The sequence below is a fragment of the Neoroseomonas oryzicola genome (assembly GCF_012163135.1).
GTDB classification, from domain to species: Bacteria; Pseudomonadota; Alphaproteobacteria; order Acetobacterales; family Acetobacteraceae; genus Neoroseomonas; species Neoroseomonas oryzicola.
Map to the genome: position 1 here is coordinate 1 of NZ_JAAVUP010000015.1, position 14,194 is coordinate 14,194.

Genomic DNA, 14,194 nt, shown 5'->3' on the forward strand with positions numbered 1-14,194 from the left:
CCGGCCCCCCCCCCCCCCGCACCCCCCCCCCACCCCCCCCCCGACTGTCGCCTGGGGGGGGGGCGGGGGGGGGGAGGGGCCCGGTGCGGGCATTCTCAAACGGTCCCTGGACCCTACCGCGCCTCGGCCATCAGCCGGCCGCCATGGATGAAGCCGTAGGTCGGGAAGTTGGTCTGGCCGAGCGCGTTCGAGGGCGGATACCAGACCCGCACCAGCGACCAGTCGTTGTTGGGCGAGACATCGACGACCGGCTGGTCGCGCGCCACCTGCCCACGGTTCCGGCCCGAGGCCCAGTTGGCATGGTCGACCCGGATCTCCCGCGAGGAGATCACCCGCGTCACCACGGACAGGTGCCCCGTGCGGTTGCGGTAGGTGCGCATGAAGACGAGCACCGAGCCGACTCGCGGCGAACGCGAGCGATCATAGCGGCCCGAATTCGCCGCCGCGTCCCACCACTGCCAGGCATCCCCCTGCAGGTCGATGCCCGAGCGGGCGCGGGCATAGGGCACGCAGGAGGTATCGCCCCCGGCATAGCCGGGCACGCCGGTGCGCGGCGCCGTCGTGCGCGAACTCCCGCAGGCCGCGAGCGACAGCACCACGGCCAGCATCGCGATCATGCGAAGCATGATCCCGAACCCCCTGATTCCCCTGGATTCAGTCTAGCGCGACTCGGGGCGGAAGTGGAGCCTTTCCATGGCCAGGGGATGGCCGGGCCCCGAAGCGTGGGGCCCGGGCCACAGGGTCAGGACAGCGTCGTCAGGTCCTGGAACCAGTGCTGCGCCTGGGTGTAGCCGCGCACGTTGCGGCCCAGGGCGCGGGCATTGGTGTCGTGGACGACGAAGACGAGCAGCGCCTCGTTCACCGCCTTTTCATGCACCTTGCGCATCAGCGCGTCCTGCTCGGCGGTGTCGAAGGACTGCGTCGCGGCGTCGATCAGCCGGTCCATCTCCGCATCCCGGTAGTGGGACCAGTTCACGCCGGTCGGCGCGATCTGGTTGGAATGGAAGAAGCGGATGAAGGCGTAGAGCGGATCCGACGTCACATAGGCGACGTTGTTCGCGGTGATGTTGCCGGCGCGCGCGATCTCGCCCGCCGCGCCCTGGCGCCAGCAGGTGTAGGAGACCTCCAGCTCCACTACCTGGAACTCGACCTGGATGCCGACCTCCCGCCAGGCGGACTGGATGTACTCGTTCATCGGCATGGAGAGCATCTGCCCCGAGCCGCCCGACGGGACGAGGAAACGCGTGCGCAGCGGGTTCTGCGGGCTGAAGCCGGCCTCGCGCACCAGCCTTCGCGCCTCGTCCATGTCGGTGCGGATGCGGAATTCGGGCTGGCCGAACCAGGGCGAGGAGGGATCGACCACGCCGACCGCGGGCTTGGCGAGGCCGTTGAGCAGGGCCACCACCTCGTCGCGGTTGATGGCGAGGTTCGCCGCCTTGCGCAGCCGGATGTCGCGCCAGGGCGAGCCCTCGAGCAGGCTCAGGTGGTAGTTCCACACATGCGGCGTCACGTTCTCGACGATCCGCGCGCCGGATTGGCGCAGGCGCGGCACGATGTCGGGCGCCGGCGTCTCGATGATGTCGACCTGGCCCGAGATCAGGGCGTTCGATCGCGTCGTGGCCTCCGGCGCGACCACCAGGATCAGCCGGTCGACCTTCGGCACGCGCCTCGGGTCCCAGTAGCCCGTGTTCTTCACCAGCTCCGCGCTCTGCCGCGGCGTGAGCCGGGCGAGGCGGAAGGGGCCGGTGCCCGAGGGTTCCGAGGCGAAGCGGTCCCAGGAATTGCCGAGCCGCGCGTACTGCGCCGGCGAGGAGATCAGGAACCACAGCATCTGGTAGGGGAAGAAGCTGTCCACCGCGCGGGTGGTCACCTCGACGGTCATCGCGTCGATCTTCCGGTAGGACGCGACGGAAGGCAGGCGCGGACGGACCTGGGCGGCCTGGCGCTGGTCGAAATGCGGTGCCTGGGCGTTGAGCACCTTCTCGAAGTTCCAGATCACCGCATCGGCGTCGAAATCGCTGCCGTCGTGGAACTTCACGCCCTGGCGCAGGCGGAAGACCCATTTGCGGCGATCGGCCGGGTCGGCCTCCCAGGAGGTCGCGAGGCCCGGAACGAGCTTCCCGGGGCGGTCGGCGACGTCCATCTCCCAGGCGACGAGCGGGTCGTAAAGCGTGTAGCCGGTGAACTGGTAGGCGCCCGCCCCGCGATCCGGCTGGCCGGTGGTCTGCGGGATGTCGGCCATGGAGATGCCGTAGCGCAGGACTCGTTCCTGCTGGGCGAAGGCCTGCGGCGAGGGCAGGCCGGCCACGCCGGTGGCAGCCGCACCCATCAAGGCGCGTCGGGTGAAGGTCATTGGTGAAGCCCCCTGTCTGGACCGGGGGGCGGGTTAGCAATCGGCGTGCCGATGCAACCGACCTGGCGACGGAACCCTGCCGCTTTCAGCCGCATGGCGACGCAGGAGGCGAGCGCCATCCCCGCGAAAGGCCGACATCCATGCCGAATGCTCCCCGCACACGTCTGCCGGGGATTCAGGGCCTGGCTGGTCCCGTCCGGGTCGCGGAACCGGCGGGGCGGGCCTGACCGCGCGCAACATGCGCGATGCCGCCCACAGGCCCTGCCGTTCGTCCCGCGTCATCGGAAGAGGACGAGGCTTGTGGCCAGCATCGCCATGCCTGCGACCATCGCGTAGGCGGTGTCGTGGCCCTTTGCGTGGCGCTGCGCGGACGGCAGCAATTCGTCGAGGGCGAGGAACACCATCGCGCCGGCGATGACGGCAAAGGTGATGCCAAGCGTGAGCGGTGACAGGAACGGACCAAGGATGAGGAAGCCGACAGCGGCACCGAGCGGTTCCGCTAGTCCGGACAGCAGCGCCGCCAGCACCGCCTTCGCCCGGCTTCCGGTCGCGTAGAAGACGGGCACCGCGATGGACACGCCCTCGGGAATGTTGTGGAGGGCAATAGCGATGGCGAGCGGTGCGCCCAGCGTCGGGCTCTCCAGCGTCGCGAAGAAGGTCGCCAGGCCCTCGGGGAGGTTATGCGCCGTGATCGCGGCAGCGGTCAGCAGCGACAGCCGGGCCAGATGCTGCCGCTCGGCGTCGCTGTGCGGGTGGGTATCGGGATGCGGGTTCGGAACGAGCCGGTCGAGCAGCAGGAGCAGGCCGACGCCGCCGAAGAAGGCGAGCGTCCCGACGGCATAGCCGAGGCTGTCCCCCATCGCCTCGCTTGTCGCGCCAACCCCCTTGGGCAGGATCTCGACGAGCGACACGTAGACCATCGCGCCGCCGGCAAAGGCGAGGGCGAGCGGTAGCAGCCGCGGGTTCGCGCGTTCGGCCCGGGCGACGAAGACCGCCCCGATCACGGTCGCGAGCCCGGCGGCGAGGGTGACGCCGAAAGCGAGCAGCACAGGGGAGGACAGCATCGACATGCGCGCGATCTAGGGACCGCAGCACAAGATGACAATCCGGTAATGTATCGGCCGGCCGCCTGACGGTGGCAGTCGCTGCTCTGCCCGGGATTGGACTGCCTGGCTGGCCCGTGTCGAATGCCACGCCCGATGCGAGCCGGGATCGTCCCCGGCGTGTCCCGGACCGGAACCTCGATCCAGGTGCGGACGGCTCAGACGCGCAGGAAACGCGTCTGACCCACTGCGCCCCCCATGCACCCGTGCCGTCCCTTGTCACCCGGCGTCGCCCGCGTCGTTCGGCCGCAATGACAAGGAAGGTTGAGGGGGTCGCGGGGGGAAGAAGTTCCCTTCCCCCCCCGCCGTCACTCAGACGGGCGTGAACATCGGCACGGGCGCGCCGCCGTCCTCGGTCGCCTTCAGCACGACCTTCACCTTCATCCCGATCTTCAGCGTATCGAGGTCGCAGTCGACGATGTTGGTGAACATGCGCGGGCCTTCGTCGAGTTCGACATAGGCCGGTGCATGCGGCTCCTTCGAGCGCATCACCGTGAAGGAATAGATGGTCCCGGTCCCCTTCGCTTCGACCAGCTCCACGTTGTTGGACAGCGTGAAGGGCGAGCAGCCGCGCGGATACCAGAAGTGCTTGCCGGTATCCTTGCACTTGCCGATCAGGAACTTGCCTGCGCGGGCGGCGTCCCAGAAGGGCTTGGTGGTCGGGTCTTCCTTGGGGGCGGGGATGGCGCGGTTGGCGGCTTGGGTCGCCATGGTGATCACTCCCGTTCCATGATGAGCGTGGCGGAGCCGTGCCGATGGCCGAGCAGCCCGCCGATGCCGTTGGCCAGCGCCAGCTTGCAGCCCGGCACCTGGACCTTCGCATGCGCTTCGCCGCGCAGCTGGCGCACCGCCTCGATGACCTTGGTCATGCCGCCGCGATTCGCCGGGTGGTTGTTGCACAGCCCGCCGCCATCGGTGTTGAAGGGCAGCTTGCCGACGCCGCTGATGAGGTTGCCGTCGGCGACGAAGGCGCCGCCCTTGCCCTTCTCGGCAAAGCCCAGATCCTCGATCTGCATCAGCACCGTGATGGTGAAGCTGTCGTAGATCGAAGCGTACTGGATGTCGGTCGGCTTCACCTTGGCTTCGGCGAAGGCCGCCGCACCCGACTGGCGCGCCGCCGAATAGGTCAGGTCGAGCTGGCCGCCGGCCTGGTTCTTGGTGGCCTCGGCGCAGCCGAGCACCTTGACCAGCGGACGCTTGAGCGACTTCGCGATCTCCGGCCGTGCGACGATCAGCGCGCCGCCGCCATCCGAGATCACGCAGCAGTCGAGCCGGTGCAGCGGGTCCGCCACCATGGGCGAATTCACCACGTCCTCGACCGTCACGACCTTGGGCAGCATGGCGTGCGGGTTGTGCTGCGCATGCTGGGAGGCCGCGACCTTGATCCAGGCGAGCTGCTCCGAGGTCGTGCCGTATTCGTACATGTGGCGCGACGCGACATTGGCGTAGGAGGTCACGACGGTGCGCGCCATCGGGATCTCGAAGGGATCGTCCGGGATGTTCGGCGCCCAGGAGCGCGGCACGGTGCCGGTCGCCATGCCCTCGGCGCGCGGACGGCCGGCGAGGGTGATCAGGGCGATGTTGCAGCGGCCTTCCTTGATCGCCTGCGCGGCGTGGCCGACATGCATGACGTAGGAGCAGCCGCCCATGTCGGTGCTGTCCACGTGGCGGAGCTTCGTGAGGCCCATATAGTCGGCCTGGTTGAGCGGCCCGAGCCCCGGCGCGGCGCCGGTGCAGAAGAAGCCGTCCACGTCGTCCTTCGACAGGCCCGCATCCTGGAGCGCGCCGAAGGCGACCTCCGCATGCAGCTGTGCGACCGACTGGCCCTCGGCCTTGCGCGTCGGGTGCTCGAAGGCCCCGACGATGTAGGCTGCGCCGTTGATGCTCATGGCGGGGGCGGTTCCTCCTGGTGGTTCGTACGGCGCGCAGGGAAGCAGCGCAGGCCCCCGCTGTCGAGGGGGCCCGCGCCCGCCCGTCAGCGGAAGGGCATGCCGTAATGCAGCCCGCCGCGGGAGACGACATTGTTCTGCCCGCGGGGCAGGTTGATCGGCGTGTCCGGACCGAAATTGCGGTCGTAGACCTCGCCGTAGTTGCCCACCGCCTCGACCACCTTCACGACCCAGTCGCGCGGCAGGCCGAGCATGCCGCCGAGATTGTCCTCGGTGCCGAGCAGGCGCTTCAGCGCGGGGTCGGTGGCGGTGCGTGCCATCTCGCGCGCATTGGCGCGGGTCACGCCGCGTTCCTCGGCCTCAATCAGCGCGAACAGCGTCCAGCGGGCGATGGAGAACCACTCCGCATCGCCGCGCGCGACGGCCGGGCCGTAGGGATCGCGGCTCAGCACCTCGGGCAGCACCATGTAGTCCCGCGGGTTCGTCACCTGCACCGAAACGGCGCCGGCGAGGTCGGCGGCGCCCGCGGTGACCGCGTCGCAACGCCCGGCCAGGAAGGCCTCCAGCACGATGGCGAAGCGGTCGAAGGTCAGCGGCGTGAAGGGGCGGTTGCGGGCGCGGAGGAAGTCGGCGACCTCGGGCAGGTTCGATCCGCCCTGGCTCGCGCAGATCGTCGCACCGTCGAGCTGGTCCATGCGCGTGACGCCGGAGGCGCGGCGCACCATCACCCCCGTGCCGGTGTAGAAGTTCACGCCGACGAAGGTGATGCCGAGGTTCACGTCGCGCGAATAGGTGATGACCGTGTCGCGCGAAAGGATGTCGATCTCGCCGGAGGATAGCGCCGTGAAGCGGGTCTGCAGCGTCACCGGCACGAAGGTGACGCGCGTGGGATCGCCGAGCACGGCCGTCGCCACGGCACGACAATAGTCGACGTCGAGGCCATGCCATTGCCCGCGGGAATCCGGCAGGGAGAAGCCGGCCAGCGAGCCGCCGACCCCGCAGCGCACCGTGTTGTTCTGCCGCACGCGGTCGAGCACCGGCCCGGCCTGCGCAGCCGAGGCCACGAAGAGCAGCGCCGCGGCGCCAATCAGGGAACGCAGCATCGTCAGGCTTCCGTCGCCAGGGTGGATTGCACGAACCGGTCGGCGATCAGCGCGATCTCCGCCTCGGTCATCGGGGTGGACAGCGCGCCCGAGCAGTTCGGCGTCAGCAGCACGCCCGCCGCGAGCATCGCGGCATGGATGCGCGGCAGCGCGGCGGCCTCCGCCGGCAGGGGCCGCGCGCTGCGGTAGTCCACCACCTGGCGGGCGCCGAGATGCAGGCGGAACAGCGATCCCATCCCGCCGAGCCGCGCCGCCACGCCCGCCGCGGCGAAGCCCGCATTGACCTTGGCGCGCAGCGCGTCGCCGAGCGCGTTGAGCCGCGCCACGGCAGCGGCATCGTAATGCGTGAGCGAGGCGAGGCCCGCCGCCATGGTCAGCGGATTGGCGCTGAAGGTGCCGCCGAGCGCGACCTTCGGCTTGCCCTTCGCGTGGTCGAAGACCGCCATAGCCGAGGCCGGGCCCGAGACCGCGCCGACCGGCAGCCCGCCGCCGATGATCTTGCCCAGGGTCACGAAGTCTGGCCGCAGCCCGAAGGCCGGCGAGATGCCCCCGAAGCCGAGGCGGAAATTCACCACCTCGTCGACGATCAGCAGGATGCCGTCGCGCGCGCAGGCGTCCTGCACGACGGCGACGACCTCGGCCGGCATCGCCACCATGCCCGCCTTGGAGGCATGCGGGTCGAGCACGATCGCCGCGAGCGTCGGCCCGTGCTTGCGCAGGATCGCCGCGCAGCGATCCGCGTCGGCATAGGGCAGCACCACCGTGTCGGCGAGCACCGCGGGCGGCGTGCCCTTGGCATAGGGCACCGAGGCGGGATTGCCCTCGGCGTCGTCCCAGTTCTCCGGCGTGCTCTCGAGGCTGACTTCCATGTGGTCGTAGGAGCCGTGGTAGCAGCCCTCGAACTTCGCGATGCGGTGGCGGCCGGTGGCGCCGCGCGCGCCCTTCACGGCGCCGAGCAGCGCCTCGGTGCCCGAATTGCAGAAGCGCGTCTGCGCCAGGTTCGGGTTGCGCGCGGCGAGCGCCTCGGCGAGCGCGATCTCGCCTTCCGTCGGCAGGCCGAAGGCGGTGCCGCGGCCGATCGCCGCGGTCAGCGCCTCGACGATCGGGGGGAAGGCGTGGCCGTGCACCAGGGAGAAGAAGTTGTTGGCGCAGTCGAGGATGCGACGGCCGTCGATGTCGACGATCCAGCAGCCCTCGCCCCGCGCGGCATAGGGCGGATGCGGCGGGAACCAGGAGGCATGGCGCATCGATCCGCCGGGGACCACCGCCTGTTCCCGCAGGAAGGCGGCGGTGGAGCGCGAGACGGGCGGTTCGAGCCCGGCTTCGTTCGCGCGGAGGGGCGAGGATTCGTTCATCGGGCGGCCTCGGGGGGCTGTTGCGGCGCCGATGGAACCATATGATCCATTCCCGGCGCAATCGGATCATTTGTTTCAATCGCCCGCCCCTGCGATGATCCGCCCATGGACACCGACGACACGGCCGCCGCGCTGACCGCCCTCCTGCCCGAGCTCGGGACGCAGATGGCGGGCGCGGCCAGGCACATCCTCGCGCAGCCTCAGGACGTGGCGGTGTTCTCGATGCGCGAGCTGGCACGGCGGGCCGGGGTGCCGCCGGTGACGCTGGTGCGGCTCGCCCAGCGGCTCGGCCTGCCCGGCTATGCCGCGCTGCGGCGGCGCTACGTGGACGGCGTGCGCCAGGGACGCGTGTTCGGCGCCGCGGCGACTCGCAACACCGAAGCCGCCCGCGGCATCGCCGAGGCCATGGCGCGGGGCAGCGACGCGTCCGCCTTCGCCGGCGAGTTCTTCGCCGCCGAGCACGGCATCCTGGAGAGCGCCGCCGCGGGGCTCGACGCCGGGGCGCTCGAGGAGGCGGCCGGAGTGCTCGCCGGTGCGCGGCGCGTCTTCGTGCTGGCGCGGCGGACCGCCTGGCCGGCGGCCTTCGTGCTGGCCTATGCGCTGCGGAAGGCGCGGGCGGACGTGCAACTGCTGGACGACGTCGCCGGCGCGCCCGAGGCCGCGCTGGAGGACGCCGTGCGCGACGACGTGCTGGTGGCCGTAACCTTCGCGCCCTACAGCCGCCTGACCTTCGGGCTCGCGCAGCGGGCCGCCGCGGAAGGGCTTCGCGTCATCGCGGTGACGGATTCGCGCACCGCCCCGATCGGACAGTTCGCGGGCCGGCTGCTGTTCGCCGCGCCCACCGCGTCCCGCGCCTTTCCGGAATCGGCGCTCGGGGCGGTTGCCCTCGCCAACCTGCTGGTCGCGCTGACGGTCGCGCGGCTGGGTCCTTCGGCACAGCGCCGCATCCGGGCCAATGAGCGCCGGATCGTCGCGTCGGGGGAGTATGTCGAGGCCGGGCCGTCCCGGCGTCGCGGATAAAAAGACCCGCCGGGGCCGGGGCAGGATTGCCCGGCATCCCGGCGGGGATTCACTGCCTGCTGGGGGGCACTGTCAGCGCGGCAGGAATTCGGCGAAGTATTCGTAGCTGTCGGCGTTCATCTGCGCGGCGCGCGGGTCGTCCTTGGCGAGCGCCTGGACGCCGCGCGGCTGGTAGGCGTGGTCGCGGGTGCCGAGGGCGAGGTGGCTCATCTCATGCACCACGATGCCGCCCTGGCTGTCCTGGCCGGTGCGGTCGGCGCGGAAGAAGGCCTGGCAGAAGCCCATCGTCTCGCGCGCCCCACCGCCCCAGCGGACATAGGCGAAGGTGTTGCCGCGGCAGGATTCCGCCCGGTTGCATTCGTAGGCGAGGCGCGGTTCGCGCTCATCGAGGCCGGCCGAGATGGCGCGGAAGTTCTTGGCGACGGCGCCGGCCGGGTTCGCACCGAAGAAGCGCGCGAGGTGCGGCCGGGTCGCCTCGGCATCCAGGGCCAGGGCGGCGATCGAGGCGTTGGTCATCTGCCGGGCGTCGACGAAGGCCCGGCGGATGGTGACGCGCTGCTGGTCGGTGCAGGTGCCGTCGCGGGTCGCGACCTGGCGGTCCCCGCCCTTCACGCCCTGCGCCGAGAGCGGCAGCGGCGCGAGGGTCAGCGCGGCCAGGGCGGCGACGGCGGCGAGGGTCTTGCGCATCTCGGTCTGCCTTCCTCTCGGGGGGTGGCAGGCAGACCATGACGCACCGGGGCCGACCCGGCGCTGAAACGGTTCAGGCGGCCGCGGCGGGGGCCGGGGCGGTGCGCTTCTCCCGCGCATGCCGCAGCAGGGCGATGCCGCGATAGAGGCCGTGGACCATCTTCGAATAGGGCATCACCAGGAAGAAGGCGAAGACCAGGCCGAGATGGATGGCGAGCATCGCCCCCATCGCCCCGGTGTGCCGCACCGCGAGCAGCAGCAGCCCGGTCGCCGCGATCAGGAAGAGCAGCGCGAGGATGGCGAACTCGCCCCCCGCGAGCTTCTTCGCCACCGGCCCGGGATCGGTGATCACCTTCACATGCGCGAGGCCCGCCGCGCCGATCATCATCAGCACCCCGCCCCAGAAGCCGAGTTGCACCGGCAGGGAGAGGAAGGCGTGCGGTGACTTCCACCCCAGGATGTAGTGGTACAGCGTGCCCGTGCAGGTCGCGGCGAAGCAGAGCATGAAGCCGCCGAACAGCGCCTGGTGCAGCCAGCGCCGGCGCGTCGAGAAGCCCTCGTCGAGGTCGTTGCAGCCATGCCCGCCGCCGCCGAGGTTGCGCATGGTGACGATGTCGACCGCCGCCTCGGTCGCCGGGCCGGGGTCGAAGCCGCCCTGCGGACTGCCGGTGGAGCGGCAGTAGTTCCGCGCGCCCATCGCCATGGCGAGGATCGCGTAGCCGAAGGTGACGACGCCGAGCGTGATCATCAGCCAGTGCGGGATGACGCGGAAGAAGGCGCCGACGCCGCGCTGCGCCGACCACAGCACCGCCGGGTCCTGCAGCGCGACCACCAGGATCAGCGCCAGCGCGACGCCGAGGGCGGCGAGCAGCGAGACGACGGTGCCGCTGCGCTCGAACAGCCGTCCCATCGGCGCCGGCCAGGCGTTCTTCGCGTAGGATTCCTGGCGCAGCTCCGCGAAGGTCGCGGGGATGTTGATGCCGAAGGCGTGCGGCGGCGCGTATTGGCAGGCGTGGTAGCAGCCCTTGCAGCCATGGCAGAGATTGGCGAGGTGCGTGAGGTCCCCCTCGGTGAAGGACCGGCGCATCGTCATGGCGGGGAAGACGGCGCAATAGCCTTCGCAATAGCGGCAGGCGTTGCAGATCTCCATCTGCCGCCGGGCCTCGGCGACGGTCTCCGACTCAGCGGCCATGACGGCTCTCCAATGCAACATGCGGCATGGGCCGCAGGCCCGTGCCGAGGCCGCGAACGCGGCCCGCGGCCGATGCCGCGAAGCCAAGGGCCGCGGAGGCGGCCCGCCCGGCGTCTGAGGGCATGGCCATGACTCCTCAGTTCCTCACCAGTTTGGCGGCCTGCTCGCCCGCGATGCGGCCGAAGACGGTGCCGATCGCCATGCCGAAGCCGGCGAGGTAGCCCTGACCGAGGATATTGCCGGACATGATCTCGCCCGAGGCGAACATGTTCGCCGACGGCTTGCCGTCGGCCATCATCACGCGGGCCTGCTCGTTCACCTTCACGCTGAGGAAGGTGAAGGTGATGCCGGGGCGCAGCGGGTGGCAGTAGTAGGGCGGGGTGTCGATGCGCCGGGCCCAGTGGGACTTCGGCGGCGCCAGGCCCTCGGTGCGGCAGTCGTCGAGCGACTGCGCCTTGAAGGTGCCGGGCTGCACGGCGGCGTTGTAGTCGGCGACCACCTTCTCGAGCTTCGCCGCGTCCAGGCCGATCATGCCGGCGAGCTCGGCGATGCTGTCCGCCTTGTAGGGCGCGAAGACCGGCGGCAGGTAGTTCATCTGCGCCTTGGAATCGTTGATCGCGAAGGCGACCTGGCCGGGCTGCTGGGCGATCAGCCGGCCCCAGATGGCGTAGCGCTTCGGCCAGACATCCTCGCCCTCGTCGTAGAAGCGCTCGACGTCGCGGTTCACCACGATGGAGAAGGGCACGCAGTCGAGGCGCATGGCGAGGCCGCCATCCTCCATCGGCGCGCGCGCGTCGTTGGCGACGGCGTGGAACTGCGTGGGGTCGCCGACCTCCTGCACGCCCTGCGCGAGCAGGTCCTTCAGGATCCGCCCCTGCGCATAGGGCGTGCCGCGGATCTGGAAGTTGTCCGCCGCATCGCCCCAGTATTTCCGCAGCCATTCGCGGTTGGCCTGGAAGCCGCCCGCCGAGGCGACGAAGGCCTTGAACTTGATGGTCGCGGGGAAGCCGCGGTGGGAGACGATCGCCTCCGTGGCGAAGCCGTCCTTCACCTCGATGTGCTGCACCTCGGTGTCGTAGAGGATCACGATGCCGAGCGCTTCCGCCGTGCGGTAGAGCGCATTCACCAGCGCCTTGCCGCCGCCCAGGAAGAAGGCGTTGGTCCGCGACAGGGACAGCGTGCCGGACAGCGAGGGCTGGAAGACCACGCCGCAGGATTCGAGGAATTTCGGCGCCTGCTCGCTGGCGCGGATGCACATGCGCGCGAGCGGTTCGTCGGTCTTGCCCGCCGTGACGCGGCGCAAATCGTCCCAGTATTCCTCCTCGAGGTAGGAGTCCGTCAGCACGCCCGTGGGGCCGTGGTGCAGAGCCCGCACGTTGCGGGTGTGGCGGGAATTGCCGCCGCGCATCGACTTCGGCGCGTGCTCGGCCAGCACCACGGTCGCGCCGGCGCGGCGCGCGGTGATGGCGGCGCAGAGCGCGGCATTGCCGCCGCCCGCGATCAGCACGTCGAAGGTCTGCGTCAGGTCCGCCATGGCGCGTCCTGCTCCTCGTGTTCGCTGCTATGTATACAGTTGTATCCAAAGCTGTCCAGAGGGTGCTAGGCTGCCCCCCATGGACGGCACCAACCCTTCCCGCGACCTTGGCGAAAGCGCCTATGCGCGCATCCGCGCGGCGATCCGCGAGGGCAGCCTCGCACCCGGGGAACGGCTGACGGAAACCGACCTCGCCGCGCGCTTCGGCGTCTCCCGCACGCCGGTGCGCCAGGCGATCGCGCGGCTCGAGGCCGAGGGGCTGCTGACGCATGAATCGCGCCGCGGCCTCACGGTGACGCGCCCGGACCACCAGCAGGTCGTGGAACTGTACGTGATGCGGGAGGTGCTGGAGGGTGCCGCCGCGCGCCTCGCCGCCCAGCATGCGAGCGAGACCGAGATCGCCGCCATGGCCGAGATCGTCGCTCAGGAACCCGCGGCCTATGGCGACGCCCGCGCGCTGGCCGAGGTGAACCAGCGGCTGCACGGGCTGCTCTACCTCGCCGCGCACAACCGCTACCTGCTGCGCAGCCTCGAGCAACTCGCGGCCACCATGGCGTTGCTGCCGACGCTGCTGACGCGCGGCGGCCGGGCCGAGCAGGCCCATGCCGAGCACCGCGCGATCATCGAGGCGATCGTCGCGCGCGACGGCGACGCCGCGGAGGCCGCCGCGCGCGCCCATGCCCGCGCCGCGCAGAAGCATCGCCTGGCCTGGATGGTGCGGACGCTCGGCGTGCCTTTGGCGGTGCCGGGCGGCGATGCCTAGGCCAGCGCCCGCTTCGGTTCCGCCGCGAAGGGGCTGAGCCCGAGCCAAGCCTGCATGCTGCGGGCCATGTCGCGGTCGCCGTCGAGCTCGATCCGGTCGCGCTCCTTCTCGATGGTGGTCACGCCCATCCAGATCGCGGTCATGGTCCGGAGGTCGGTCCGCACGTGCAGGTCGATCTCGAATCCCGGATGGGACCAGCAGAGATCCACCTCGCCATCGGGCTCGACCACCAGCCACCACAGGCGCTTCGAGGCCGGAAGGCCGCCGTAGAGGAACTCGATGACCACCCGCCGCTTCGGCAGGGGCGCCGGATTGAGGTTCCGGCGCATGTCCCACATCAGCAGGGAGGGATCGAGGTTCTCGAGCGACAGCCGCGCCTCCACCCATTTCTGGCCCCAGAAGCCCAGGGCCTCGACGACCTGGCGGCAATCCTGGCCCGCGGCGGTCAGGCGGTATTCGTGAATGCCGCGCTCGGTACGGGATTCGCGACGCTCGATGATGCCCGCGCGTTCGAGTTCCTTGAGCCGCTGGGACAGCAGGGTGGGCGACATCTTGGGCACGCCGCGGCGCAGGTCGTTGAAGCGCGTGGATCCGGCAACGAGTTCGCGCATCAGCACCAGCGTCCACCGGGTGCACAGGATCTCGGCCGCCATGGCGACCGGGCAGAACTGCTTGTAGCCGGGCGTGCCCATCCACTGCTCCTCCCGTCCTCGTGAGGGCCAGCCTGCGCCCGGCGGGGCGGCCGGGGCCAGTCCAGAATATGGATCGGCCGGTACAGTCCCTGCACTGGAGGGTCCCGCCCCTGCCGGTGTCCGATAGATCCGCCGGGATCAACCAGGAGCACCGACCATGACCGTCTTCGTGATCGCCGACATCCAGGTAACCGACGGCGCCTGGGTGCCGGCCTATGCGGCAAACGTCCACGACATCGTCCACCGGCATGGGGGCCGCTACCTCGCGCGCAGCGGCAATGTGCAGGTGCTCGAAGGTAGCCCGCCCGAGACGACCCTCATCGCGCTGCTGCAGTTTCCCTCGGCCGAGGCCGTCGCGGCCTTCGCCGCCGACCCCGACTACGCGCCCCACGGCGCCGCGCGCCAGGCGGGCAGCATCAGCCGCTTCACCATGATCGACGACACCGACCTCGCCGGCACGATCGACTACCTCCGCAAGGGATGACGCGGCGCCCGCGTTGACA

Annotated in this window: 14 protein-coding genes; 3 read left to right on the forward strand and 11 right to left on the reverse strand. The window is 70.6% G+C overall.

Going from position 1 to position 14,194, the window contains the following annotated elements:
- Positions 1-113: 113 nt before the first annotated feature.
- The 7 genes from GWK15_RS23175 to GWK15_RS23205 all read right to left on the reverse strand — a co-directional run bounded on the left by GWK15_RS23175 (position 114) and on the right by GWK15_RS23205 (position 7,803).
- Positions 114-617 (reverse strand): CHAP domain-containing protein, encoded by a 504-nt coding sequence (locus GWK15_RS23175; protein WP_245211855.1) that lies wholly within the window; start codon positions 615-617, stop codon positions 114-116.
- Positions 618-742: 125 nt separating this feature from the next.
- On the reverse strand, positions 743-2,353 hold the full coding sequence (locus tag GWK15_RS23180) for an ABC transporter substrate-binding protein (protein WP_168043785.1): 1,611 nt from the start codon (positions 2,351-2,353) through the stop codon (positions 743-745).
- A 278-nt stretch (positions 2,354-2,631) separates the two neighbouring features.
- The gene (gene zupT / locus GWK15_RS23185) at positions 2,632-3,423 is read right to left on the reverse strand and encodes a zinc transporter ZupT (RefSeq protein WP_168043786.1); all 792 of its coding nucleotides are present in this window, start codon (positions 3,421-3,423) and stop codon (positions 2,632-2,634) included.
- Between the two features lie 345 nt (positions 3,424-3,768).
- Positions 3,769-4,167 (reverse strand): Zn-ribbon domain-containing OB-fold protein, encoded by a 399-nt coding sequence (locus GWK15_RS23190; RefSeq protein ID WP_168043787.1) that lies wholly within the window; start codon positions 4,165-4,167, stop codon positions 3,769-3,771.
- Positions 4,168-4,172: 5 nt separating this feature from the next.
- On the reverse strand, positions 4,173-5,345 hold the full coding sequence (locus tag GWK15_RS23195) for a thiolase domain-containing protein (RefSeq protein ID WP_168043788.1): 1,173 nt from the start codon (positions 5,343-5,345) through the stop codon (positions 4,173-4,175).
- Positions 5,346-5,431: 86 nt separating this feature from the next.
- Positions 5,432-6,448, reverse strand: a complete 1,017-nt coding sequence (locus GWK15_RS23200) for an amino acid ABC transporter substrate-binding protein (RefSeq protein WP_168043789.1) — start codon at positions 6,446-6,448, stop codon at positions 5,432-5,434.
- 2 nt (positions 6,449-6,450) lie between these two features.
- Positions 6,451-7,803 (reverse strand): aspartate aminotransferase family protein, encoded by a 1,353-nt coding sequence (locus GWK15_RS23205; RefSeq protein ID WP_168043790.1) that lies wholly within the window; start codon positions 7,801-7,803, stop codon positions 6,451-6,453.
- Positions 7,804-7,908: 105 nt separating this feature from the next.
- Between GWK15_RS23205 and GWK15_RS23210 the strand changes: the two genes are divergently transcribed.
- Positions 7,909-8,823, forward strand: coding sequence for a MurR/RpiR family transcriptional regulator (locus tag GWK15_RS23210; protein ID WP_168043791.1), 915 nt, complete (start codon positions 7,909-7,911; stop codon positions 8,821-8,823).
- 72 nt (positions 8,824-8,895) lie between these two features.
- Here GWK15_RS23210 and GWK15_RS23215 read toward each other — a convergent pair whose 3' ends face one another.
- From GWK15_RS23215 to tcuA, 3 genes are all read right to left on the reverse strand, one after another.
- Entirely contained in the window at positions 8,896-9,510 is a 615-nt protein-coding gene (locus GWK15_RS23215; RefSeq protein ID WP_168043792.1) for a M35 family metallopeptidase, read from the reverse strand.
- Positions 9,511-9,583: 73 nt separating this feature from the next.
- Complete coding sequence (gene tcuB / locus GWK15_RS23220) at positions 9,584-10,702, reverse strand: tricarballylate utilization 4Fe-4S protein TcuB (RefSeq protein ID WP_168043793.1); 1,119 nt, start codon at positions 10,700-10,702, stop codon at positions 9,584-9,586.
- A gap of 136 nt (positions 10,703-10,838) precedes the next feature.
- Positions 10,839-12,236, reverse strand: a complete 1,398-nt coding sequence (gene tcuA, locus GWK15_RS23225; RefSeq protein ID WP_209442383.1) for an FAD-dependent tricarballylate dehydrogenase TcuA — start codon at positions 12,234-12,236, stop codon at positions 10,839-10,841.
- A gap of 79 nt (positions 12,237-12,315) precedes the next feature.
- Here tcuA and GWK15_RS23230 point away from each other — a divergent pair, with 79 nt between their 5' ends.
- Positions 12,316-12,999 (forward strand): GntR family transcriptional regulator, encoded by a 684-nt coding sequence (locus GWK15_RS23230; RefSeq protein WP_168043794.1) that lies wholly within the window; start codon positions 12,316-12,318, stop codon positions 12,997-12,999.
- Here the strand turns inward: GWK15_RS23230 and GWK15_RS23235 are convergent.
- Positions 12,996-13,691: a winged helix-turn-helix transcriptional regulator gene (locus GWK15_RS23235; RefSeq protein ID WP_168043795.1), complete on the reverse strand. Its 696-nt coding sequence runs from the start codon at positions 13,689-13,691 to the stop codon at positions 12,996-12,998. The genes GWK15_RS23230 and GWK15_RS23235 overlap by 4 nt on opposite strands.
- A 157-nt stretch (positions 13,692-13,848) precedes the next feature.
- Between GWK15_RS23235 and GWK15_RS23240 the strand changes: the two genes are divergently transcribed.
- A complete protein-coding gene (locus GWK15_RS23240; protein WP_168043796.1) occupies positions 13,849-14,175 on the forward strand; it encodes a DUF1330 domain-containing protein in 327 nt (108 codons plus the stop codon).
- Positions 14,176-14,194: the final 19 nt, after the last annotated feature.

Bases quoted from the DNA above. Each gene is read 5' to 3' on its own strand.
- GWK15_RS23175 (WP_245211855.1), bottom strand. From the start codon at position 617: ATGATCGCGATGCTGGCCGTGGTGCTGTCGCTCGCGGCCTGCGGGAGT.
- GWK15_RS23180 (WP_168043785.1), bottom strand. From the start codon at position 2,353: ATGACCTTCACCCGACGCGCCTTGATGGGTGCGGCTGCCACCGGCGTG.
- zupT (WP_168043786.1), bottom strand. From the start codon at position 3,423: ATGTCGATGCTGTCCTCCCCTGTGCTGCTCGCTTTCGGCGTCACCCTC.
- GWK15_RS23190 (WP_168043787.1), bottom strand. From the start codon at position 4,167: ATGGCGACCCAAGCCGCCAACCGCGCCATCCCCGCCCCCAAGGAAGAC.
- GWK15_RS23195 (WP_168043788.1), bottom strand. From the start codon at position 5,345: ATGAGCATCAACGGCGCAGCCTACATCGTCGGGGCCTTCGAGCACCCG.
- GWK15_RS23200 (WP_168043789.1), bottom strand. From the start codon at position 6,448: ATGCTGCGTTCCCTGATTGGCGCCGCGGCGCTGCTCTTCGTGGCCTCG.
- GWK15_RS23205 (WP_168043790.1), bottom strand. From the start codon at position 7,803: ATGAACGAATCCTCGCCCCTCCGCGCGAACGAAGCCGGGCTCGAACCG.
- GWK15_RS23210 (WP_168043791.1), top strand. From the start codon at position 7,909: ATGGACACCGACGACACGGCCGCCGCGCTGACCGCCCTCCTGCCCGAG.
- GWK15_RS23215 (WP_168043792.1), bottom strand. From the start codon at position 9,510: ATGCGCAAGACCCTCGCCGCCGTCGCCGCCCTGGCCGCGCTGACCCTC.
- tcuB (WP_168043793.1), bottom strand. From the start codon at position 10,702: ATGGCCGCTGAGTCGGAGACCGTCGCCGAGGCCCGGCGGCAGATGGAG.
- tcuA (WP_209442383.1), bottom strand. From the start codon at position 12,236: ATGGCGGACCTGACGCAGACCTTCGACGTGCTGATCGCGGGCGGCGGC.
- GWK15_RS23230 (WP_168043794.1), top strand. From the start codon at position 12,316: ATGGACGGCACCAACCCTTCCCGCGACCTTGGCGAAAGCGCCTATGCG.
- GWK15_RS23235 (WP_168043795.1), bottom strand. From the start codon at position 13,691: ATGGGCACGCCCGGCTACAAGCAGTTCTGCCCGGTCGCCATGGCGGCC.
- GWK15_RS23240 (WP_168043796.1), top strand. From the start codon at position 13,849: ATGACCGTCTTCGTGATCGCCGACATCCAGGTAACCGACGGCGCCTGG.